The 22,313-nt window shown below is 63.2% G+C and carries 21 protein-coding genes; 12 read left to right on the top strand and 9 right to left on the bottom strand.

Annotation, left to right across the window (positions count from 1 at the left end; translation table 11 throughout):
- Positions 1-27 precede the first annotated feature (27 nt).
- Positions 28-951: a LysR family transcriptional regulator gene (locus tag Q8J98_RS03400; RefSeq protein ID WP_305293149.1), complete on the top strand. Its 924-nt coding sequence runs from the start codon at positions 28-30 to the stop codon at positions 949-951.
- Here the strand turns inward: Q8J98_RS03400 and dnaQ are convergent.
- From dnaQ to Q8J98_RS03380, 4 genes are read right to left on the bottom strand one after another with little or no spacing between them, the layout of a single operon-like run.
- Positions 939-1,634 carry a DNA polymerase III subunit epsilon gene (gene dnaQ / locus Q8J98_RS03395; protein WP_305293148.1) on the bottom strand — a complete coding sequence of 232 codons (696 nt, stop codon included), beginning with the start codon at positions 1,632-1,634 and terminating at the stop codon, positions 939-941. The genes Q8J98_RS03400 and dnaQ overlap by 13 nt on opposite strands.
- Positions 1,634-2,224 (bottom strand): dephospho-CoA kinase, encoded by a 591-nt coding sequence (gene coaE / locus Q8J98_RS03390; RefSeq protein WP_305293147.1) that lies wholly within the window; start codon positions 2,222-2,224, stop codon positions 1,634-1,636. Before coaE ends, dnaQ begins: the two co-directional genes overlap by 1 nt.
- Positions 2,221-3,060: a shikimate dehydrogenase gene (locus tag Q8J98_RS03385; RefSeq protein WP_305293146.1), complete on the bottom strand. Its 840-nt coding sequence runs from the start codon at positions 3,058-3,060 to the stop codon at positions 2,221-2,223. Before Q8J98_RS03385 ends, coaE begins: the two co-directional genes overlap by 4 nt.
- Positions 3,057-3,656, bottom strand: coding sequence for a nucleoside triphosphate pyrophosphatase (locus Q8J98_RS03380; protein WP_305293145.1), 600 nt, complete (start codon positions 3,654-3,656; stop codon positions 3,057-3,059). The genes Q8J98_RS03385 and Q8J98_RS03380 overlap by 4 nt, the downstream gene beginning before the upstream one ends.
- A 381-nt stretch (positions 3,657-4,037) precedes the next feature.
- Here Q8J98_RS03380 and Q8J98_RS03375 point away from each other — a divergent pair, with 381 nt between their 5' ends.
- The 7 genes from Q8J98_RS03375 (at position 4,038) to Q8J98_RS03345 (ending at position 11,424) form a co-directional block, all read left to right on the top strand.
- Positions 4,038-4,502 (top strand): CopD family protein, encoded by a 465-nt coding sequence (locus tag Q8J98_RS03375; RefSeq protein ID WP_305293144.1) that lies wholly within the window; start codon positions 4,038-4,040, stop codon positions 4,500-4,502.
- Between the two features lie 125 nt (positions 4,503-4,627).
- Positions 4,628-5,899 carry a transcription termination factor Rho gene (gene rho / locus Q8J98_RS03370; protein ID WP_305293143.1) on the top strand — a complete coding sequence of 424 codons (1,272 nt, stop codon included), beginning with the start codon at positions 4,628-4,630 and terminating at the stop codon, positions 5,897-5,899.
- 30 nt (positions 5,900-5,929) lie between these two features.
- Positions 5,930-7,216 (top strand): tRNA uridine-5-carboxymethylaminomethyl(34) synthesis GTPase MnmE, encoded by a 1,287-nt coding sequence (mnmE, locus tag Q8J98_RS03365; RefSeq protein ID WP_305293142.1) that lies wholly within the window; start codon positions 5,930-5,932, stop codon positions 7,214-7,216.
- Positions 7,217-7,228: 12 nt separating this feature from the next.
- Positions 7,229-9,091: a tRNA uridine-5-carboxymethylaminomethyl(34) synthesis enzyme MnmG gene (gene mnmG / locus Q8J98_RS03360; protein ID WP_305293141.1), complete on the top strand. Its 1,863-nt coding sequence runs from the start codon at positions 7,229-7,231 to the stop codon at positions 9,089-9,091.
- Positions 9,088-9,720, top strand: coding sequence for a 16S rRNA (guanine(527)-N(7))-methyltransferase RsmG (rsmG, locus tag Q8J98_RS03355; protein WP_305293140.1), 633 nt, complete (start codon positions 9,088-9,090; stop codon positions 9,718-9,720). The genes mnmG and rsmG overlap by 4 nt, the downstream gene beginning before the upstream one ends.
- Positions 9,713-10,537, top strand: coding sequence for a ParA family protein (locus Q8J98_RS03350; protein WP_305293139.1), 825 nt, complete (start codon positions 9,713-9,715; stop codon positions 10,535-10,537). The genes rsmG and Q8J98_RS03350 overlap by 8 nt, the downstream gene beginning before the upstream one ends.
- A complete protein-coding gene (locus Q8J98_RS03345) occupies positions 10,534-11,424 on the top strand; it encodes a ParB/RepB/Spo0J family partition protein (RefSeq protein WP_305293138.1) in 891 nt (296 codons plus the stop codon). The genes Q8J98_RS03350 and Q8J98_RS03345 overlap by 4 nt, the downstream gene beginning before the upstream one ends.
- Before the next feature lie 11 nt (positions 11,425-11,435).
- Here the strand turns inward: Q8J98_RS03345 and hemW are convergent, their stop codons facing one another.
- The 4 genes from hemW to rph are packed head-to-tail and all read right to left on the bottom strand — an operon-like array spanning position 11,436 to position 14,287.
- Positions 11,436-12,590 (bottom strand): radical SAM family heme chaperone HemW, encoded by a 1,155-nt coding sequence (gene hemW, locus Q8J98_RS03340; protein WP_305293137.1) that lies wholly within the window; start codon positions 12,588-12,590, stop codon positions 11,436-11,438.
- A 3-nt stretch (positions 12,591-12,593) separates the two neighbouring features.
- The gene (locus Q8J98_RS03335; RefSeq protein WP_305293136.1) at positions 12,594-12,968 is read right to left on the bottom strand and encodes a RidA family protein; all 375 of its coding nucleotides are present in this window, start codon (positions 12,966-12,968) and stop codon (positions 12,594-12,596) included.
- Positions 12,969-13,577, bottom strand: coding sequence for an RdgB/HAM1 family non-canonical purine NTP pyrophosphatase (gene rdgB, locus Q8J98_RS03330; RefSeq protein ID WP_305293135.1), 609 nt, complete (start codon positions 13,575-13,577; stop codon positions 12,969-12,971).
- Positions 13,574-14,287: a ribonuclease PH gene (rph, locus tag Q8J98_RS03325; protein ID WP_305293134.1), complete on the bottom strand. Its 714-nt coding sequence runs from the start codon at positions 14,285-14,287 to the stop codon at positions 13,574-13,576. The genes rdgB and rph overlap by 4 nt, the downstream gene beginning before the upstream one ends.
- 109 nt (positions 14,288-14,396) lie before the next feature.
- Here rph and hrcA point away from each other — a divergent pair, with 109 nt between their 5' ends.
- Positions 14,397-15,461 (top strand): heat-inducible transcriptional repressor HrcA, encoded by a 1,065-nt coding sequence (gene hrcA / locus Q8J98_RS03320; protein WP_305293133.1) that lies wholly within the window; start codon positions 14,397-14,399, stop codon positions 15,459-15,461.
- 3 nt (positions 15,462-15,464) lie between these two features.
- Positions 15,465-16,001, top strand: coding sequence for a nucleotide exchange factor GrpE (locus Q8J98_RS03315; protein ID WP_305184630.1), 537 nt, complete (start codon positions 15,465-15,467; stop codon positions 15,999-16,001).
- Between the two features lie 9 nt (positions 16,002-16,010).
- Here Q8J98_RS03315 and mutS read toward each other — a convergent pair whose 3' ends face one another.
- Complete coding sequence (gene mutS, locus Q8J98_RS03310; protein ID WP_305293132.1) at positions 16,011-18,647, bottom strand: DNA mismatch repair protein MutS; 2,637 nt, start codon at positions 18,645-18,647, stop codon at positions 16,011-16,013.
- Positions 18,648-18,722: 75 nt separating this feature from the next.
- Between mutS and Q8J98_RS03305 the strand changes: the two genes are divergently transcribed.
- Positions 18,723-19,994, top strand: a complete 1,272-nt coding sequence (locus Q8J98_RS03305) for an MFS transporter (RefSeq protein WP_305293131.1) — start codon at positions 18,723-18,725, stop codon at positions 19,992-19,994.
- Positions 19,995-20,044: 50 nt separating this feature from the next.
- On the top strand, positions 20,045-22,312 hold the full coding sequence (locus tag Q8J98_RS03300) for an NADP-dependent malic enzyme (RefSeq protein ID WP_305293130.1): 2,268 nt from the start codon (positions 20,045-20,047) through the stop codon (positions 22,310-22,312).
- Position 22,313 lies beyond the last annotated feature (1 nt).

The following is a 22,313-nucleotide window of genomic DNA, read 5'->3' as shown; positions in this document are numbered from 1 at the left end:
CCGATAACCCGTTTTTGGCGATTTGATATGTATAAAGCGCATGAACTTTCGCGGCCCAGGCGCTTTCTGCCTTCAACCGCGCTGCTATCTGCCTTTGAGGCGGTGTGCCGAACCGGCAGCACTGCGGCCGCGGCGCGCGAACTTTCGTTGACGCAAGGCGCGGTAAGCCGACTGGTGCAGCAACTGGAAGGGCGGCTGGAGATGCAACTGTTCCGCCGCGAGCGGCGACGGCTGATCCCGACCACGGCCGCCACCGCCTATGCGCGCGACATACGCAAGGCGCTGGACCTGATTGCGCGGGCGTCGCTTGGGCTGCGCGCCAACCCCGGCGGCGGCACGCTTTCGCTGGCGATACTGCCGACCTTCGGCACGCGCTGGCTGGCACCCAGGCTGCCGGGGTTTCTGGCGGCGCATCCGGGGGTTACGATCAACATCGGCACAAGGTTGCAACGGTTTGATTTTGCCCGCGAGGGTTTCGATGCGGCGATCCATTTTGGCGCGCCGGACTGGCCAGACGCGGAGCATATGAAGCTATTTGACGAAAGCATGCTTGCCTGCGCGGCGCCCGAATTCTGCGCGGCGCATACGGTGGCCGATCCGGGCAAACTGGCGATGTTGCCACTACTTCAGCTTGAGTCGCGGCCCACGGCATGGGCGCGGTGGTTCGAGGTGCACGGCGTTGTCGCCCCAGCGGCGCGGGGAATGCTGTTTGACCAGTTCGCCACGATGATTCAGGCGGCTATAGGCAGCGTCGGGGTTGCGTTGCTGCCGGAGTTTCTGGCGCGATCAGAGATTGCCGACGGTCGGCTTCAACAGATCGCGGGTCGGGCAGTGCGCGGTTTGGGGGCCTATTATCTGGTCTGGCCAAAAGATGACGCTGGGCATCCGCCCCGGGTTGCATTTCAGGCCTGGCTTGGCGCGGAGTGCGCGGTGCTGCGTCAGGAGGAATAGCGCCAGAGCGCGGCCTTACCAAGCTTCTCGACAAAGGCTTCGTGCGCCGAAAGCTCCTCTGCCGTCAGCAGTGGGGGCAAGGGGGCGGGGCGCGGTCGTGGGTGCCAATCGGTCTGGGCTGGAGCGCCGTTTTGCGGGGTCGCGGCCGGGGCAAGCCCGAAGTCGGGCTGGCGGCCTCCGATCAGTTCCAGATAGACCTCGGCCAGAATTTCGCTGTCGAGCAAGGCACCGTGCTTTTCGCGGCTGGAATTGTCGATGCCGAAACGACGGCAAAGCGCATCGAGCGACGCGGGCGAGCCGGGAAAGCGGCGGCGCGCGATGAGAAGCGTATCAAGCGCGCGTTCGGGCGCAAGCTGCGGCAGACCGGCCCAGACCAGTTCCGCATTGAGAAACTTCATGTCGAAAGCGGCGTTATGAATGATGAGCGGGGCTTCTGAGCCGATGAACTCAAGGAACGCCGTGGCGATTTCGGCAAAGCGCGGTTGGTTGCGCAAGAAATCGTCGCCAAGCCCGTGCACCTCGAATGCCTCTTTTGGCATCGCGCGTTCGGGGTTGAGGTATTGATGAAAGCTTTGCCCGGTGGGTAGATGGTTGAACAATTCGATCGCGCCGATTTCGACGATTCGGTGCCCTTCGGCGGGCTCAAAGCCGGTGGTTTCAGTATCGAGGACGATCGCCCGCATCAGGTGCTCCGCAGCTTGGCGATCAAGTCTTGCACGGCAGCCCGGGTTTGCTCAAGGCTCCGGGTTTCGATGACATGGGTGGCGCGGGCGCGTTTTTCGGCGTCGGGCAGCTGGCGGGCAAGAATCAGGTCGAGCTGGCGCTCGGTGATGCCGGGGCGGGAAAGCACGCGGGCGCGCTGCACCTCGGGCGCTGCGGTAACCACGAGGGTCGCATCGCAAAGCGCATCGGCACCGGTTTCAAACAAGAGCGGGATGTCGAGCACGACAAGCGGCGCGGATGCGTGGGCACGAATGAAAGCGGCCCGATCTGCGGCAACAAGCGGGTGCACAAGCGATTCGAGCCGGGAAAGCGCCTGTTTATCGGCGGCGAGAAGGGATTTCAGCGCAGACCGGTCAACCGAGCCGTCGCGCACCGCGGCCGGAAAGGCCGCGGCGATCGGTGCCACGGCCGCGCCGCCCTTGGAGTAAAGCGCGTGCACAACTGCATCGGCATCCCAGACCGGCACCCCGGCCTCGGCGAACATAGCCGCCGTGGTCGATTTGCCCATGCCGATCGAGCCGGTAAGGCCAAGGATGAAACTGCGGCTCATACGCCCAGAACCGCTGCCCGGGCAGCTTCGTCAACTTCGGGGCGCAGGCCGAACCAGCGCTCGAACCCGGGCGCGGCCTGATGGATCAGCATGCCGAGGCCATCGACGACCGTGCAACCCGCCGCCTCGGCTTCGGCAAGGAAGTGGGTCTTGAGCGGCGTATAGACGAGATCGACCACCGTGGCGTGGCGCGACAGCGCATCGAGCGGGATCCGGAGATCCGGCTTGCCCTGCATGCCGAGTGCCGAGGTGTTGACGACCGTGCGCGCATCTTCGAGCATGTTTCCGGCCTGCACCCAATCATAGATCTGCACACGGGCACCAAACTCGGCGCGCAGCGTATCGGCACGGGCGCGGGTGCGGTTGGAAACCCGGATTTCAGGCGCGCCCGCCTCGAGCAGCGACGCGATCACCGCACGGGCAGCACCGCCTGCACCGATCACCGCCGCCGGCGCGGTGCTGGCGCTCCAGTTCGGGGCATATTGATTGAGGTTTGCGATGAAGCCGTAACCATCGGTGTTGTCGGCGTGGATCTTGCCATCGGCGCGAAACACCAGAGTGTTCGCGGCACCGATCAGCGCGGCGCGATCGGTGACCATGTCGGCGAGCGCAAGTACCGAGACCTTGTGCGGAATGGTGACGTTGCACCCCACGAACCCCGCGCGTGGCAGGGCGGCAAGCACCTGCTGCAAATCTTCGGTCGCGACATCCATCGGGATGTAGTGCCCCTTGATGCCATAGGTTCTGAGCCAGTGGCCGTGCAGCAGCGGCGAGCGCGAATGGGCGATGGGCGAGCCGATGACTCCGGCAAGCGGGATGCGGGGGTGATCGGTCATGACGCGAATTCTCCTCGGGCGCGCAGCCAAGTGAGGAACTCGATAAGCGGCAGGCCCAGCACAGTAAAGTAGTCGCCTTCGACCGCCGAAAAAAACCGCGCGCCGTGCTCTTCAAGCTTGTAGCAGCCAACGGCGTGGCGGATCGAGGCCCAATGCGTAGCAACGTAGGCTTCGATTTCCGTGGCGGCAAGCGGGTGCATGGTCAGGCGGGCCTCGCCAACGTGGTGCCAGAGCAGGCGACCGGCCTGACAGACTGCGACAGCAGAAAGCAGGCGGTGCGAGCGCCCGGAAAGCCCGGTCAGCTGGGCAATCGCATCCGCGGGACTTTCGGGCTTGGAAAGAATGATGCCGCCCAGATCGAGCACCTGATCGGCACCAAGCACCAGCGCATCGGGATTCTGTTCGCTTATGTGGCGGGCCTTCCGTTCGGCGAGGGCGCTGGCAATGTCGCGCGGTGCCAGGGCGGCGCTGCCCGGCGTGATGCGGAACGCCGCTTCATCGATGCGCGCCGGAATGACCCGCAGATCAAGCCCGGCACCTCGCAGCATCTGCGCGCGGATAAGAGATGCGGAAGCAAGGATAAGCTGACTGTGCATTGGTGTGTGGATAACAGGCGGCGGGAGCTGAGGGCAAGACGGCGATCAGGGCGATGTGGCGAGGCTCGGGCGGGTGCAAGGTTCGGCTGGCTCGGGTTTTACCCCTGTGCAGGGCGATATCGCCAAGCTGTGGGAAAGCTGGTCGCGGGGGTGCTTGCCAGCACCCCGGCTGCCCCAAGAGATATATTTCAACGCATTGATAATTAAAGAGTAAAGTTGGTTTCTGAGAGTTTTCCACAGACTTTTGAGTCGCTCTGGACGCCGTGCACAAACGTGTGGGTGCCAGAGAGTATCCAGTTTTCCACCATGTCTACTGATACATCATCTTTTCTTTTCATATACTTGATTTAAGAAGGGCAGAGTCGGAGAAGGACGCGAAGAATGCTCGATATGCTGAGTTCCAGCTATGTCTGGGTGAAGTCTTTTCATGTGATGGCGGTGATTGCCTGGATGGCAGGCTTGTTCTACTTGCCGCGCCTGTTCGTCTATCACGTTGAGGGGCTGAAAAAGGCCGGGGTAGAGCGTGGGTCGGATATGGACCTGTTGTTTCGGCATCAAGAGCGGTTGCTTTTGAATGCGATCATGACACCGGCGATGTATGCAACATGGATTTTCGGGCTGATGCTGGTGTTCACCCCGGGAATTGTTGGCTGGACGGTGATCTGGCCCTGGGCCAAGGCTGCTGCGGTAATTGCCATGACCGGGTATCACTATTGGCTGGGCGCGCAGAGGGTAGCGCTCGCTGAGGGACGAAACCGGTTGACCGGGCGGCAGTACCGGATGGCCAATGAGGTGCCGACACTGCTGATGATCGTGATTGTCCTGGCGGTGATCGTGCGATTCTGAGGCTGCGTTGACTTCCGGCGCGTTGCGCGGTAGGGGTCGCGAGCCTGGCCGTCCGGCCGCAAAGGTACACCCGACAGCTACTGACCGCCGCGCCCAAAAGGGTGCCCGAACCCGATGGTATTTCGATGAGCGAAGAGCGTTTGAACCTCGCCGATCTGAAGGCGAAAACGCCGGCAGATCTTCTGGCGATGGCCGAGGAGTGGGAAATCGAGAACGCCTCGACGATGCGCAAGGGCGAGATGATGTTCTCGATCTTGAAAGAGCATGCCGAGGACGGGATCGACATCGGCGGCGACGGTGTGCTGGAGGTGGTGCAGGACGGCTTTGGCTTCCTGCGCAGCCCGTCGGCAAACTATCTGCCGGGTCCGGATGATATTTATGTAAGCCCCGAAATGATCCGGCAGCATTCGTTGCGCACCGGCGACACGGTTGAGGGGGTGATGCGCGCCCCGGGCGAGAGCGAGCGCTATTTTGCACTGTCGACAGTGGAACGGATAAACTTTCAGGACCCCGAAAGGGCGCGGCACAAGGTGGCGTTTGAAAACCTGACACCGCTATATCCGACCGAGCGGCTGAAGATGGAAGTGGAAGACCCGACGATCAAGGACCGATCTGCCCGGATCATCGATCTGGTGGCACCTATCGGCAAAGGCCAGCGCGGGCTGATCGTGGCACCGCCGCGAACCGGCAAGACCGTGCTTTTGCAGAATATCGCCAATTCGATCGAAAAGAACCACCCAGAGGTGTACCTGATCGTTCTGCTGATCGACGAGCGCCCGGAAGAGGTGACCGACATGCAGCGCAGCGTGAAGGGCGAGGTCATATCCTCGACCTTTGATGAGCCAGCAACGCGGCATGTGGCGGTTGCTGAAATGGTGATCGAAAAGGCCAAGCGGCTGGTGGAGCACAAGCGCGATGTGGTGATCTTGCTCGACTCGATCACCCGGCTCGGACGGGCTTTCAACACGGTGGTGCCGTCGAGTGGCAAGGTGCTTACCGGCGGTGTTGATGCGAACGCCTTGCAGCGGCCGAAGCGGTTCTTTGGTGCGGCGCGGAACATCGAGGAGGGCGGTAGCCTGACGATCATTGCCACCGCGCTCATCGATACTGGAAGCCGGATGGACGAAGTGATTTTCGAGGAATTCAAGGGCACCGGCAACGCCGAGATCGTGCTTGACCGCAAGGTGGCGGACAAGCGGGTGTTCCCGGCGATGGATATCCTGAAATCCGGCACCCGCAAGGAAGAGCTGCTGGTTGATGCGAAGGACCTGCAGAAAACCTATCTGCTGCGGCGTATTCTGAATCCGATGGGCACCACCGACGCAATCGAATTCCTGATTTCGAAACTGAAGCAGACCAAGACCAACAGCGAATTCTTCGATTCGATGAACGCCTGACCTGCCTGGCGCACGGCAAGGGGTTGGATGATGGAAACGATTTTCGCGCAGGCCTCTGCCCGCGGCAAGGCGGGCGTTGCGGTGGTGCGTATTTCGGGGCCGTCGGCATGGGCTGCGGCTGCAGCGCTTGCCGGTGCGTTGCCTGCGCCGCGCGTTGCCGGGCTGCGGGTGCTGCGGGCGGGCGGCGAAGCGCTCGATTCCGCGCTTGTCCTGTGCTTTGATGAAGGTGCGAGCTTTACCGGCGAGCAGGTTGCGGAGTTGCACCTGCATGGCGCGGTGGCGAGCGTTGCGGCGGTAGAGAGGGCGTTGGCCGCGCAACCCGGACTGCGCATGGCGGAGCCCGGCGAGTTCACCCGCAGGGCGCTGGAGAATGGGCGGCTTGACCTTGCGCAGGTCGAAGGTCTCGCTGATCTGATCGATGCCGAGACGGAGGCGCAGCGCAAGCAAGCGCTCCGGGTGGTATCGGGCGCGGTGGGGGTGTTGGTGGCGGGCTGGCGCGCGGACCTGGTGCGCGCCGCGGCCCTTTTGGCAGCATCGATCGATTTTGCCGATGAAGACATCCCGCTTGACGTTGCGCCAGAGGCGCTGGCGCTGCTCGCAGGGGTTGCGCAGGCTTTGGCGCGCGAGATGGCCGGGGTGGGCGCGTCGGAGCGTATTCGCGATGGTTTCGAGGTTGCAATCGTGGGTCCGCCGAATGCCGGAAAATCGACGCTTCTCAATAGGCTTGCGGGGCGCGATGCGGCGATCACCTCGGAGCATGCCGGCACTACGCGCGACGTGATTGAGGTGCGGATGGACCTCGGCGGGTTGCCGGTGACGCTGCTCGATACCGCGGGATTGCGCGAGGCGTTGGACCCGGTTGAGGCGATCGGGGTTTCGCGGGCGCTGGATCGCGCGCGCGCTGCCGATTTGCGGGTGTTCCTGACGGGCAGGGGCGAGGTGCCCTTGCTTGTGCCCGAGCCGGGAGACCTTGTGGTGCAGGCAAAGGCCGATCTTGTGCCCGGTGCGGTGGGGCTTGCGGTTTCTGGCGTTACCGGTGAGGGGGTTGAACGGCTCATCAAGGCGGTGACTTCGGAACTTGCCGGGCGGGCAATGACGGCCGGGGTCATGACGCGGGCGCGGCATCGGGAGGCGATGGCGCGCGCGGCGCAATCGCTCGTAGCGGCCCAGCGCGAATTGCGGCTTGGGCCGGAACGCGCCGAATTCGCGTCGGAAGAAATCGGGCGGGCGCTGCGGGCGCTTTCATCGCTTGTCGGGAGCGTCGATGTGGAGCATTTGCTGGATGAAATCTTCGCCAGCTTCTGCATTGGCAAATGAGGGGTGTTTCACGTGAAACATTTTGACGTGATCGTTGTGGGCGGCGGCCATGCCGGGGCGGAAGCGGCGCATGCTGCGGCGCGCGCCGGTGCACGCACAGCGCTGATCACGCAACGGCGCGAGACGATCGGGGTCATGTCGTGCAACCCTGCCATTGGCGGTCTGGGCAAGGGCCACCTGGTGCGCGAGGTTGACGCGCTTGACGGCATCATGGGAAGGGCGGCAGACCGCGCGGGAATACAGTTTCGGCTTCTCAACCGCCGCAAGGGGCCGGCGGTGCAAGGGCCACGCGCCCAGGCTGACCGGAAGCTCTACCGCGAGGCGGTGCAAGCGCTGATTGCCGAGCAGCCCGGGCTCGATGTCATTGAAGCGGAGGTTGCCGACCTCGTGACACGGCAGGGGCGTGTTTGTGGAGTCGCCCTTGTTGATGGCGCAGAAATCGAGGCACAAGCGGTGGTGCTGACCACCGGAACCTTCTTGCGTGGGGTGATTCATATCGGCGCGCAGAGCCGACCCGGCGGGCGCGTTGGCGACGCGCCGTCGAACCGTCTTGCCGCGTGGCTGCGGACCCGTGACTTGCCGCTGGGGCGGCTCAAGACCGGCACCCCGCCGCGGCTCGACGGTCGGAGTATCGACTGGTCGAGCCTTGAAACCCAGCCCGGCGATGACGAACCGGTGATGCTTTCGTTCCTGAACCGCGCCCCAGCCGTTCGGCAGGTCTTTTGCGGCATAACGCATACCAACACGCGCACGCATGAGATCATTCGCGCCAACCTTTCGCGTTCTGCCATGTATGGTGGCCATATCGAGGGGATTGGGCCGCGCTATTGCCCTTCGATCGAAGACAAGGTGGTGCGTTTTTCCGATAAGGAATCGCACCAGATATTTCTTGAACCAGAAGGGCTTGACGACCACACGGTCTATCCCAACGGGGTTTCGACCTCGCTGCCTTTTGACGTGCAGGAGGCCTATATCCGCTCGATCAAGGGTCTTGAGGCGGCGGTGATCCTGCAACCCGGCTACGCCATCGAATATGACTACATCGACCCCCGCGCGCTGCGGCCGACTCTGGAACTGAAAGACGTGCCGGGGCTGTATCTGGCCGGGCAGATCAACGGCACAACGGGGTATGAGGAAGCTGCCGCACAAGGACTTGCCGCAGGTCTCAACGCGGCGCTTCAATCGCGCGGCGAAACCGGGTGGAGCTTCAGCCGCGCTGAAAGCTACATCGGCGTGATGATCGACGATCTGGTGACCCGCGGCGTAGCAGAGCCATACCGGATGTTCACCTCGCGCGCCGAATTCAGGCTTTCGCTTCGGGCCGACAATGCCGATCAGCGGCTTACCGGCAAAGGCCGCAGCCTTGGTTGCGTGAGCGATGTGCGGATGCGGGCGTTTGCTGCCAAGATGGAGGCGCTGGCGCAGGGCCGGTTGGCGCTGGATTCTGTCTCGGTTACACCGACCGAGGCCAAAGCGCATGGTATTGCCGTGAACCAGGATGGAAATCGGCGGACCGCATTTGATCTGCTCTCCATGCCCGGGGTCGCATTTACCGATCTGGCGGCTGTGGCCCCGAAGCTGGCGGAGATTTCTTCAGACATCGCCGCGCAACTCGCGCGTGACGCACTCTATGCGAATTACATTGGCCGTCAGGATGCAGAGGTAGAGGCGATCCGTCGCGATGAGGCCTGGGAAATTCCGGTCGATTTCGACTATCGGGCGCTCTCCGGCCTTTCAACCGAAATCAAAGGCAAGCTTTCGCAGGCCCGGCCGATGACAATCGGGCAGGCGGCGCGAGTAGAAGGGGTAACCCCAGCGGCACTCGCACTTCTCCTTGCGCGGTTGCGGCAACAACGGCGCGCGAAAAGCGCATGACCGAGACCGGCGAACAGGGAAAGTTTGCCCGCGAAACGGGTGTTTCACGTGAAACAATGGCGCGGCTCGAGATATTCGAGGCACTGTTGCAAAAGTGGAATCCGGCAATAAACCTGGTGGCAAAATCCACGCTCGACGCAGTTTGGGCACGACATTTTCGCGATTCTGCGCAGGTTTTTCACCTCGCCGCACCGCAAACCGGGATCTGGGCAGACCTCGGCAGCGGCGGCGGCTTTCCCGGCCTCGTGATCGCTATTCTGGCGGCAGAGAAAGCGCCAAGGTTGGCGGTGGTCTTGCTTGAAAGTGACGCCCGCAAGGCCGCCTTCCTGGCAACTGTCGCGCGGGAAACCGGCGTTTCGCCCAGAATTCTGACCGATCGCATCGAATCGGCCGCGCCGTTGCGGGCGCGCTTCCTGAGCGCCCGAGCGCTGGCACCATTGCCGAAGCTTCTGGAGTATGCCGAGCGCCATCTCTTGCCGAACGGAACCGCGTTTTTCAACAAGGGCGATAGCTGGAGAGACGAAATCTCGGCAGCGGAGCGGATTTGGCGCTTTGAGGCCACGGCGCACCCGAGTATGACGGGGGCAAATTCGGCCATACTGGAAGTCAAAGGAGTTGCCCGTGCTTGACCCGACGCGCCCGCGCGGCCCGCATATCATTGCCGTGGCAAACCAGAAGGGCGGCGTTGGCAAGACCACGACGGCAATCAACCTCGCCGCGGCGCTTGCAGAGCGCGGCAAGAAGATTCTCCTGGTTGACCTCGATCCACAAGGCAATGCTTCAACCGGGCTTGGGGTGGAACCGCACGCGCGCCGGGCAACGACCTATGATCTCTTGCTCGACGATATTCCGGTTGCCGATGTTATTGTCGCCACCACCGTTTCCGGGGTCTGGCTGTCTCCCGCGACGACCGACCTCTCATCGGCGGATATGGAGCTTGTGGCAAATGAAAAGCGCAGCTTCTTGCTCTACGATGCGCTGCACCAGCCCGCCCTCGATGCCTGGTTCTTCGACTTCATCCTGATCGACTGTCCTCCGTCCCTCAGTTTGCTGACAGTAAACGCGCTGGTCGCGGCAAATGCTGTGCTGGTGCCGCTTCAGGCCGAATTCTTTGCCCTTGAAGGGCTCACGCAGCTCATGCTGACGATCCGCGAGGTGCGCCAGACCGCCAACACGTTGCTGCGAATCGAAGGTGTGGTGCTCACCATGTATGACACGCGCAACAACCTTTCGCAGCAAGTCGAGGCCGATGCGCGCGCAACGCTGGGGGAATTGGTGTTTCGCACGATGATCCCGCGAAATGTCCGTATTTCCGAAGCGCCGTCGCACGCGCTGCCGGTTCTCGCCTATGACTCGGCATCGAAAGGCAGCGCCGCCTACCGGGCGCTTGCGGGCGAACTATTGGCGCGGCACGCGCCTGTGCAGGCGGAAAGGGCCCCGAGATGAGCGACAAGAAACCAGAGAAACGCGGCCTGGGGCGCGGTCTTTCGGCGCTGATGGCCGATGTGAACCTTGCGCACGAACGCGGCGCGCCAGCCCCGCGGCGCGGCGAGATCCGGCTGCCTGTGGAAAAACTGGTGCCAAATCCCGATCAGCCGCGGCGAGATTTCGATGCCGACGCACTCGCCGAGCTTGCTGGATCCATTCGCGCCAAAGGCATAATCCAACCGCTTCTGGTCCGCGCGCATCCGACAGATACATCGCTTTACGAAATTGTCGCGGGAGAGCGCCGCTGGCGCGCCGCGCAAATGGCGGAGCTGCACGAGGTGCCGGTGCTGCTGCGCGAGCTTTCCGACACCGAAGTGCTGGAAGTCGCGATCATCGAAAACATCCAGCGCGCCGACCTCAACCCGATCGAAGAGGCGATGGGCTATCGCCAGCTTATGGACCGCTTTGGCCACACCCAGGAAAAAATGGCCGAAGCGCTTTCGAAAAGCCGCAGCCATATCGCCAACCTGCTGCGATTGCTGCAACTTCCCGCAGAAGTTCAGGCTTGGCTGCGTGAAGGCAAGCTGACCGCAGGGCACGCGCGCGCGCTGATACCCACGCCAGACCCCGTCGCGCTTGCGGCGCAAGTGATCGCCAAAGGCCTTTCGGTGCGCGAAACCGAGCGTCTGGCAAAAGCTCCGGTGACCACCAAACCCGCAAAGCCGCATCTGCCGCGGTCTGAAAAGGACGCTGACACCCGCGCGCTCGAACAAGACCTTTCGGCGCATCTGCGCATGCGCGTGGTGATCGAGCACAAGGGCTTTGACGGCGGCCAGATGGTCATCACCTACCGCAATCTCGACCAGCTTGACGAGCTTTGCCAGATTCTCAGCACCATGCGCTAGATCGCGCAGAACTAAGCCAGAAGCTGGCGCAATATTGCGTTAAGCAGCGGCCTTCCGGCTTTCGAGGCCCGCAGCCGACCCGCCGAAATCTCGACCATGCCGAGATCGGCAAGTTGCGCCAGCGCGGCACTCGGCAGCGGCGCTCCAGAAACGGCCGCGTATCGCTCCACGTCAACGCCTTCACCAAGCCGCAGCCCCATCAGCAACAACTCCGTGCCCTGCTCGGCGCGGGTCAGGGTCTCGCGCGGCAGTTCGGCCGAAAGCCCTGCTTCCACCCGTTCAAGCCAGGCGGCGGGCGCGCGCAGGGCTTCGGTTGCATGGCGCATTCCGCCGAACGTCAGGCGGCCATGCGCGCCGGGCCCGATGCCCGCATAATCGCCGTATCGCCAGTAAATGAGGTTGTGGCGGCTCTCTTGCCACGCTCGCGCGTGGTTTGATATCTCGTAGGCGGGAAGCCCTGCCGCCTCGCAAATATCTTGGGTTGCCAGATACATATCCGCCGCCGCGTCGTCCGGGGGCAAGCCGCGCAATTTGCCGGCGGCGTGGCGATCACCAAAGGCCGTGCCTGCTTCAACCGTAAGCTGGTAGAGCGAAAAGTGGTCCACCGCCATTGCCATCGCCTCACGCAACTCTGCGCGCCAATCGGCAATGGTCTGGTCCTGGCGCGCATAGATCAGATCGAAACTGACCCGCTCAAAGCGGCTTCGCGCCACATCAAACGCCGCTCGCGCCTCGGCCAAGGAATGTAGTCGGCCAAGCCTGCGCAGGTCAGCGTCATTCAGCGCCTGCACCCCCATCGAAAGACGGTTCACGCCCGCTTCAGCATATCCGCGAAAACGTCCCGCCTCGACGCTACCGGGATTTGCCTCCAGCGTCACCTCCAGATCGTTCGCCAGCACCCAGGTCTTGCCGATCTGCTCCAGCACCGCGGCGACCAGATCGGGGTCCATCAGCGAGGGCGTGCCACCACCGAAGAAAACCGTGTTCAAAATGCGCCCCCGGGTCTCGGCACCAACCCGGTCAATCTCGGACAAATAGGCTCTTAGCCAGCGGTTCTGGTCTATGTTTGCCGCCACATGGCTATTGAAATCGCAGTAGGGGCACTTCGATGCGCAAAACGGCCAGTGAATGTAAAGCCCAAAGCCGCCGTGCTGCCAATCTTCCATCTGTCAGCCTTTGAACGCGGTCACTTCGATCTCCACTTTCATCTCGGGGCGGATCAACCCGGCAATGACCATGGTCGCAGCCGGGCGGATATCGCCCAGCGCCTCGCCGAGCGTCGGCACCAGCGCCTCAACCAGCGCCGCATCGGTCACCGTGTATTGCACCCGCACGATGTCAGCCATCTCGAAGCCGCCCTCGCCAAGTGCCCAGCGAATCGTTGCAAAGCAGTTGCGCGCCTGCGTGGCGATGTCTTCTGGCATCGTCATGGTGGCATAGTCGTAACCAGTAACCCCCGATACAAAGCACCAAGGCCCTTTCACCACCGCACGGCTGTAGCCCATCGTGGCCTCGAACGGTGATCCGGTCGAAATGCGCTTCATTCAGTCCCCCAGAGATTGCATCAGTTTGGCAAAGGCATCCGCGCGATGGCTGATTTGGTTCTTCAGCACCCGGTCCATTTCCGCAAAGGTGGCCCCGTGCCCTTCGGGCAGGAACATGGGGTCATAGCCATGGCCCTGCGCACCACGCATGGGCCAGACGAGTTGACCCTCGCATTTGCCCTCGAAGACCTCATCGTGCCCATCGGGCCAGGCCAGCACAAGCGTGCTGCGAAACCTGGCCCTGCGCGGAAACGGGGCCGAAACTGCCTCTAACTCGTCCCAGGTTCGGGTCATTGCCTGCACGAAATCGCGCCCTGACGGTGTTTGTGCCCAATCGGCGGTGTAGACCCCCGGCGCACCACCAAGCCCATCCACTTCGATGCCGCTATCATCGGCGAGCGCCGGAAGCCCGGTCGCCCGCGCCGCAGCGTGTGCCTTGATGCGGGCATTGCCGACAAAGGTGGTCTCGGTTTCCTCAGGCTCGGGCAGGTCCAGTTCCGCCGCCCCAACGCAGGTAATGCCGAGCGGCGCGAGAAGTGCGCGCATCTCGTCAAGCTTGCCTGCGTTATGCGTGGCAACCAGCAGCCGCTTGCCTGAAAACTGCCTCATGCCAGCGCTGCCCTTTGCGCCGCGACCAGTTCCGTTGCGCCCGCCTCGGCCAGATCCAGGAGCTTGCTCATCTCGTCACGCGAAAAGGTGGCACCCTCGGCCGACATCTGCACCTCGACCAGTCGCCCGCGGCCGGTGAGTATGAAGTTGCCATCGGTACCCGCTTCGCTATCCTCCGCGTAGTCAAGATCAAGCAGCGGCTGCCCCGCGTAAATGCCGCAGGAAACTGCCACAACATGATCCACCAGCGGGTCCGAGGTAATGGCACCTGCCTTCAAAAGCTTGTTCACCGCCATCCGCAGCGCTACCCAGCCGCCGGTGATCGAAGCACAGCGGGTGCCGCCGTCCGCCTGAATCACATCGCAGTCGACCACGATCTGCCTTTCGCCCAGCGCCGCCCGATCTACCCCAGCGCGCAGCGCGCGCCCTATAAGCCTTTGAATTTCCTGTGTTCTTCCAGTCTGCTTGCCCGCCGCCGCCTCACGCCGGTTGCGCGTATTGGTGGCGCGCGGCAGCATGCCATATTCCGCGGTCACCCAACCAAGGCCTGATCCTTTCAGAAACGACGGCGCCTTGTCCTCGATCGTGGCCGAGCAAAGCACATGCGTGCCGCCGGCCCTGATCAGGCACGACCCCTCGGCGTGGCGCATCACGCCGGGCTCGATCTCGATCGGGCGCATTTCGTTCAGATTCCGGCCAGAGGGGCGCATGGGGGGTCCTTTCCTGTTGCCCGGCCAATTACAGGCCCGCAACACATTGATGCAACCCCGATTGACGCGCCGCCGCGCTGCACATACCTCGGTTTCAAGGAGCAATGAGATGTCCGACGCGACCCGTCTGCTTTCCGAGATGAACGAGCGTTCCCGCGAGGTGTTCCGCCGCGTCGTCGAAGGCTATCTCGACACCGGCGACCCCGTCGGCTCACGCACCCTCACCCGAAGCCTGAGCGAAAAGGTCTCGGCGGCCACCGTGCGCAATGTGATGCAGGATCTCGAATACATGGGCCTGCTCGACAGTCCGCATGTCTCGGCCGGTCGGATTCCAACCCAGGCGGGGCTGCGCATTTTCGTTGACGGGTTGATGGAGGTGGCGCAGGTCGCGGCTTCTGACCGCGAAAAGATCGATGCGACGATGGGCTCAAGTGGACCCGAGGTTGGCGCGCAGCTTGATCGTGTCGGCGCGGTGCTTTCGGCCATTACGCGCGGTGCCAGCCTGGTGCTGACACCAAAGCATGAAGCGCCAATCCGCCATATCGAATTTGTCAGTCTCGCCGCAGACCGCGCGCTGGTGGTGCTGGTTTTTGCTGACGGGCAGGTGGAAAATCGTGTTTTTACCCCGCCACGCGGGCAAACGCCGTCATCCATGCGCGAAGCGGCAAATTTTCTGAATGCGCTTGCCGAGGGCCGCACACTTTCGGAGCTGCGCAGCCACATGGTGCAGGAAATCGCGGCGCGGCGGCAAGAGCTTGATGGCCTCGCCCGCGAAATGGTCGAAAGCGGGCTCGCGCTTTGGGAAAACGCAGGCGAAGCGCAAGAGCGGCTGATCGTGCGCGGTCGCGCCAATCTGATCGACAGCGAGGCCGCCGACCTTGACCGGGTGCGCAGCCTGTTTGACGATCTGGAGCGCAAGCGTGACATCGCGAATTTTCTTGAGCTTGCCGAGGGTGGCGCGGGGGTGCGCATTTTTATCGGATCGGAGAACAAGCTTTTTTCACTTTCCGGTTCCGCTCTGGTGGTGTCTCCCTATATGAACGCTGATCGAAAGATCATCGGAGCGGTGGGCGTGATCGGGCCGACGCGGCTCAACTACGCGCGGATCGTGCCGATTGTGGATTATACGGCGCAACTGGTCGGGCGGATGCTTTCTGACCGGGGCAAGGGGTAGAGCATGAGCGACATGAAAAAAGACGAGATTGCCGAAGACCAGGCGCAGATTGACGATTTTGATGATGATTTCGGCGAGATCGAGGCGCTCCGCAGCGAGCGTGATGACATGCGCGACCGCTTCATCAGGGCGCTGGCCGATGCCGAAAACATGCGCAAACGCGCCGAGCGTGACCGCCGCGAGGCCGAGCAATACGGCGGCACCAAACTCGCGCGCGACCTTTTGCCGGTGTACGATGCCCTGCGCCGCGCGCTCGAAGTGGTGACCGATGAACAGCGCGCCGCAGCGTCTGCGCTGATCGAGGGCGTCGAGCTTACGCTGCGCGAGCTGATCAACGTATTCGGCAAACACGGCATGGAGCCGATCGTGCCGCAGCCGGGCGACGCCTTCGACCCGGCGCAGCATCAGGCGATGTTCGAGGCGCCTGTTCCCGGCACCAAGGCTGGCGACATCATTCAGGTGATGACCGAGGGCTTCTTGTTGCATGATCGCTTGCTGCGCCCGGCGCAGGTTGGCGTTTCCTCTATGCCAAGGTCGTAACGCGCAGAGCTATTCCTGCGAAATCGTCTTGAGCTCGTAGAGTAGCGCGAGCGCCTCGCGTGGCGAAAGCTCGTCCGGGTGCAGCGCTTTCAGCCGCTCCTCCAGCTTCGTGCTGCGCTTCGGCGCTGGTGGGGGCGGTGCCGCGCGAAACAGCGGCAGGTCATCAATCATTGCCCGCTGGCGGGCAGCGCCTTCACGTTCGCCCGATTCGAGCGCCTCCAGCACGACCTTGGCGCGCTCGATTACCGCAGGCGGAAGACCTGCCAGCCGTGCCACCTGAACGCCGTAGCTGCGGTCGGCGGAACCGCGTTTCACCTCGTGCAGAAAGACCAGATCGCCCTGCCATTCCCGTGCGGTGACATTGGCGTTTTCCACTCCCGAAAGCTTTGCGGAAAGCGCGGTCAACTCATGGTAATGCGTGGCGAAAAGCGCGCGGCAGCGGTTCACGTCGTGCAGGTGTTCCAGCACCGCCCAGGCGATCGAAAGCCCGTCATAGGTCGCAGTGCCACGCCCGATCTCGTCAAGAATCACCAGCGCCCGGTCGTCTGCCTGATTCAAGATCGCTGCCGTCTCGACCATTTCCACCATGAAGGTCGAGCGGCCGCGCGCAAGGTCATCCGCAGCCCCGACGCGGCTGAACAGCTGACTGACCAGGCCCAGATGCGCGCGGCGCGCCGGCACAAAGCAGCCCGCTTGCGCGAGAAGCGCAATCAGCGCGTTCTGCCGCAGAAAGGTCGATTTGCCAGCCATGTTGGGGCCGGTCAGCAGCCAGATCGCGGGCGTTTCTCCCGCCGTCAGCGCACAATCGTTGGCAACGAACGCCTCCGCCGTGCGCCGAAGCGCATCCTCTACCACCGGATGCCGCCCCCCCTCCACCTCGAAGGCGCGGCTCTCGTCAAGCACGGGCTGCACCCAGTCTTCGGCGGCAGCCAGATCAGCGAAGGCGCAGGCAAGATCAATTTCGGCCAACGCCCGCGCTGCCGTGCCGATCGCGGCCGACTGGGCCAGAATCTGCTCACTCAGGCCTGCATAGACCCGCTTTTCGATCTCCAGCGCTTGGTTTCCGGCATTCAGAATGCGGGTTTCAAGCGCGCTCAGTTCAACAGTCGTAAAGCGAACCTGCCCGGCGGTCGTCTGGCGGTGAATGAAGGTCTCGTTCAGCGGCGGCGCGCGCATCCGCTCGCCATGTGTCGTGCTGGTTTCGATGAAGTAGCCGAGCACGTTGTTATGCTTGATCTTGAGGCTGGCGATCCCGGTCTGAGCCACGAAATCGGCCTGCATGCCGGCGATCACGCCCCGGCCCTCGTCGCGCAGGCGCCGGGTCTGGTCAAGCTCCGCGTCCCATCCCGGTGCCACAAAGCCGCCATCGCGTGCAAGCATCGGCGGCTCGGCCACCAGCGCGGCTTCCAGCAGGGCCGCAAGGGCTTCGTGGCCCCGAAGCGCGGTCGCTGCCTCCGTCAGAAGAGGCGGCGCGTCCGAGGCGCGAAGCTGCCCGGCGATCCTGCCTGCCTGTTGCAGACCGCTCCGAATTGCGGCCATGTCGCGCGGGCCGCCGCGGTCGAGCGCAAGCCGCGAAACCGCGCGGTCAAGGTCAGGGCAGCGCCGCAATTCGGAGCGGAGGTCCTCCCGAACGCGGCTCTGTTCCAGCAGAAAACGCACCGAAGCATGGCGGCTGGCGATTTCGGCAAGGTTGCGCGAGGGCGCGGAAATGCGACGCTCCAGCAAGCGCCCGCCTGCGGCGGTCACGCTCCGGTCAATCACCGCCAGCAGTGAACCATCGCGGCCGCCGGAAAGCGCCCGGGTCAATTCCAGGTTGCGGCGGGTGGCGGCGTCTATCAGCATCGCCCCGCCAAGCGATTCGCGCTGTGGTGGCCGCAGCAGCGGAAGCTTGCCGCGCTGGGTAACATCAAGGTAATCCGCGACCGCGCCGATCGCCGACATTTCTGCACGCGAAAAGCTGCCAAATGCCTCAAGCGTGCCGACGCCAAAAAGCACGCAGAGGCGTTTTTCAGCGCCCTGGCTATCAAAACTCGCGCGGGCAAGGGCAGTCACTGCGGCGCGCGATTCAGACACTATCTTGGCCAAATCCGCCTCTCGCGCCTCGCTTACCAGCACTTCGCGGGGCTCAAGCCGCGCAAGCTCGGGTGCCAGACGCACCAGCGGGCAATCGGTCACATGAAACTCGCCCGTCGAGATATCAACCCATGCCAGCGCCGCCTCGCCCCGCACCTCGGCCCAAGCGGCGAGAAAGTTGTTCCGCCGCGCGTCAAGCAGGCTTTCTTCTGTCAGCGTGCCCGGCGTGACCAGCCGCACCACCTGCCGCGCGACCACCGCCTTGTAACCGCGCTTTCTTGCCTCTGCCGGGTCTTCCATCTGTTCGGCAATTGCCACGCGAAAGCCTTTTCGGATCAGCGTGAGAAGGTAACCTTCGGCGGCATGCACCGGCACCCCGCACATCGGAATGTCCTGCCCAAGGTGAAAACCGCGTTTGGTCAGCGCAATGTCGAGCGCGGCAGAGGCTGCCACGGCGTCCTCGAAAAACATCTCATAGAAATCGCCCATCCGGTAAAACAGCAAGGCACCCGGGTTTGCCGCCCTGATTTCAAGGTATTGCGCCATCATTGGCGTGACCGCATCGGTGCTCATCTTCGGCCTTGTCTTCCCCGTGCCCGTTCTTTCTAGTGGCGCACGAGGCGAAAGCAAACCGATCCGCGCGCGACCATGCAAAATACCCCCTATGATAGCCGCAGGCTGGCTCGGTTCATTGCCGCAAGCGGGCTGACGAACCTGGCCGATGGCATCGCCGTGCTCGCCTGGGCGTGGGTTGCATCCCTGATTACCCGTGACGCGCTCTGGATCGCGCTGGTGCCGATCGCGCTGCGTTCGCCATGGCTCCTTTTCGCCATTCCGGCCGGAATCGTGACGGATCGGGTGGACCGGCGGCGGCTGATATTTGCGGCCGATACGGTGCGCGTGGTGGCATTTGCGCTTGTAACCCTGGTGCTGTGGCAGGCATTGCCGCTGCCGCCCGCTGCACCGCGCGGTCTGGCGCAGCCTGGGCTTTTTGCGGCGCTGATGGGCGCGGCGCTGGTTGTGGGGGTCGCCGAAGTGTTCCGCGATACCGCCGCGCAGACCCTGTTGCCGTCGCTGGTGCCGCATGTGCTGCTGGAGCGGGCAAACGGGCGGCTCTGGGCGGTCGAGATGATCGGCAACGCGCTGCTTGGCCCGGCCGTTGCGGCGCTGCTGATCGGCTGGTATGTCGCCGCGCCTTTTGCGGTGAATGCCACCGCTATTGCTTTGGCATTATGGCTGCTGTCGGGGGTCGCGGGGCAGTTTCGGGCCCGCCCGGCAGGAAAGCGCGAGCATTGGAAAGCCGAGCTTGATGCAGGATTCGGGTTTCTGCGCGGGTCGAAAACCTTGCGATTGCTGGCTTGGGTCACCGGCTTCTGGAACCTGACCTTCGAGATGACGATGATCGCGATGCTCCTGCATGCGCAGGAACATCTGGGCCTGAATGCGCTTGGCTATGGTCTGGTTCTGGCGGGCGGCGCGGTCGGGGGAATACTGGGAAGCATATCGGCAGAGCGCATTTTGCGCCGCATCGGTTCGGCGCGCGCCATGCAATGGACGCTGGCGCTGACCGCGCCATTCTACCTTGGCCTTGCGCTCGCGCCGGGCGCGGTAACGTTGACGCTGGTGCTGGCGGCTTCGGAGTTCTGGGGGCTGGTGTGGAACACCGTCTCGGTTTCCTACCGCCAGCGCGCGGTGCCTGATGCCCTGCGTGGCCGCGTCAACAGCCTTTACCGAATGCTGGCCTGGGGCATGATGCCGCTGGGCATGCTCCTTTCCGGCCTGACAATTCGCGCCAGCGAGGCGGGTTTCAGCCGCGAAACAGCGCTCTTGCTGCCATTCTGGCTTGCCGCAGCGATCATGGCGCTGGTTGCATGGCTATCCTGGCGCAAACTTGCGGCGGGATTTGCGCAGCAAGGTTGAGGCGTGCTCGCGGCGGATGTATGCAGCTTCTACCCCATGAGGATTCGCGCATGTCCACGAAACACCGCACCACTCCGGAAGAAGCGCTCGCCTACCACTCGGATCCGCGCCCCGGCAAGTACGAGATCACGGCAACCAAGCCGATGACCACCCAGCGCGACCTCAGCCTTGCCTATAGCCCCGGCGTCGCGGTGCCGGTGCAGGCAATCGCCGACAACCCGGAAACCGTTTACGACTATACGGTCAAGGGCAACATGGTGGCGATCATCACCAACGGTACCGCAATTCTGGGTATGGGCAATCTGGGCGCGCTTGCCTCGAAACCGGTGATGGAAGGCAAGGCGGTGCTGTTCAAGCGCTTTGCCGATGTGAACGCGATCGACATCGAGCTCGCCACCGAAGACCCCGAGGAAATCATCAAGGCGGTAAGCCTGATGGGCCCGACCTTCGGCGGCATCAACCTTGAAGACATCAAGGCCCCCGAGTGCTTCATCATCGAGCAGCGGCTGAAAGAGATGATGGACATTCCGGTGTTCCATGATGATCAGCACGGCACGGCGGTGATCTGTGCGGCAGGGCTGATGAACGCGCTGGAGATCAGCGGCAAGCGCATCGAAGATTGCAAGATCGTACTGAACGGAGCGGGTGCGGCGGGTATCGCCTGCCTGGAGCTTATCAAGACCATGGGGGCGCAGCATGACAATTGCATCATGTGCGACACCAAGGGCGTGATCTTTCAGGGTCGCACCGAGGGCATGAACCAGTGGAAATCTGCCCATGCCGCCCGCACCGACGCCCGCACCCTGGCGGACGCGATGCAGGGCGCTGACGTGTTTCTGGGCGTCTCGGCAAAGGGCGCGGTCACGCCCGAGATGGTGGCGAGCATGGGGCCAAACCCGGTGATCTTCGCCATGGCGAACCCGGACCCGGAAATTACCCCCGAGGAAGCGCATGCGGTTCGTCACGACGCGATCGTGGCTACCGGGCGCAGCGACTACCCCAATCAGGTCAACAATGTGCTGGGCTTTCCCTACCTCTTCCGGGGTGCGCTTGATATTCATGCCCGTGCGATCAATGACGAGATGAAGCTAGCCTGCGCGCGTGCGCTTGCGGCGCTGGCGCGCGAAGATGTGCCTGACGAGGTCGCCCTGGCCTATGGCCGCAAGTTGAGTTTCGGGCGCGACTACATCATCCCGACGCCGTTTGACCCGCGGCTCATCTATACGATCCCCCCGGCGGTGGCCAAGGCGGGCATGGAAACCGGCGTTGCGCGCCGACCTATCATCGACATGGCGGCCTATGTGCTGAGCCTGAAAGCGCGGATGGACCCGACTGCGACAATCTTGCAAGGCATCCACGCGCGGGCGCGCGCAGCGCAGGCCCGGATGATCTTTGCCGAAGGAGACGACCCGCGCGTGCTGCGCGCCGCAGTCGCCTGGCAACGCTCGGGGCAGGGCAAATCGCTTGTGGTCGGGCGCGAATCCGACGTGAAGGCAAAGCTGGAAGCCGCCGGTCTGGGCGACGCGGTGCGCGAATTGACGGTGGTCAACTCGGTCAACAGCCGCCATATCGAAAGCTACCGCGATTTCATCTACCGGCGCTTGCAGCGGCAAGGCTTTGACCGTGAAGACGCGCACAAGCTTGCCAACCGCGACCGCCACGTGTTCGCCGCGCTTATGCTTGCGCACGGGCATGGCGACGGCATGGTGACCGGCGTCACCCGCAAGAGCGCGCATGTGCTGGCGATGATCAACCATGTGTTCGACGCAAAGGCATCGGATGGGGCGGTCGGCGTTACCGCGGTCTTGCACCGGGGCCGCATCGTACTGATCGGCGATACGCTGGTGCACGAATGGCCTGATGAAAACGACCTTGCCGATATCGCCGAGCGCGGAGCGCTGGTCGCGCGCGGCCTGGGGCTGGAGCCACGGGTTGCCTTCCTTTCGTTTTCGACCTTCGGCTACCCGGTCAGCGAACGCGCGACGAAGATGTACGAGGCCGCGAAGGTGCTCGACAAGCGCGGCGTCAATTTCGAGTATGAGGGCGAAATGACGGTGGACGTGGCGCTCAATGTCGAGCAAATGGCCAACTATCCCTTCTGCCGCCTTACCGGCCCCGCAAACGTGCTGGTGGTTCCCGCGCGCCACTCCGCCTCGATTTCGGTAAAGCTGATGCAGGAAATGGCGGGCGCTACGGTGATCGGGCCGATCCTTACCGGGGTAGAAAAGCCTATCCAGATCTGTTCGACCGTCTCGACGGTGAACGACATTCTGAACATGGCGGCGATTGCTGCCTGCAAGCTCGGTCAGGGCCGCTGAG

The sequence above is a fragment of the Phaeovulum sp. genome, from assembly GCF_030684035.1.
GTDB lineage: Bacteria > Pseudomonadota > Alphaproteobacteria > Rhodobacterales > Rhodobacteraceae > UBA6213.
This window is presented reverse-complemented; position numbering and strand designations above follow the sequence as displayed.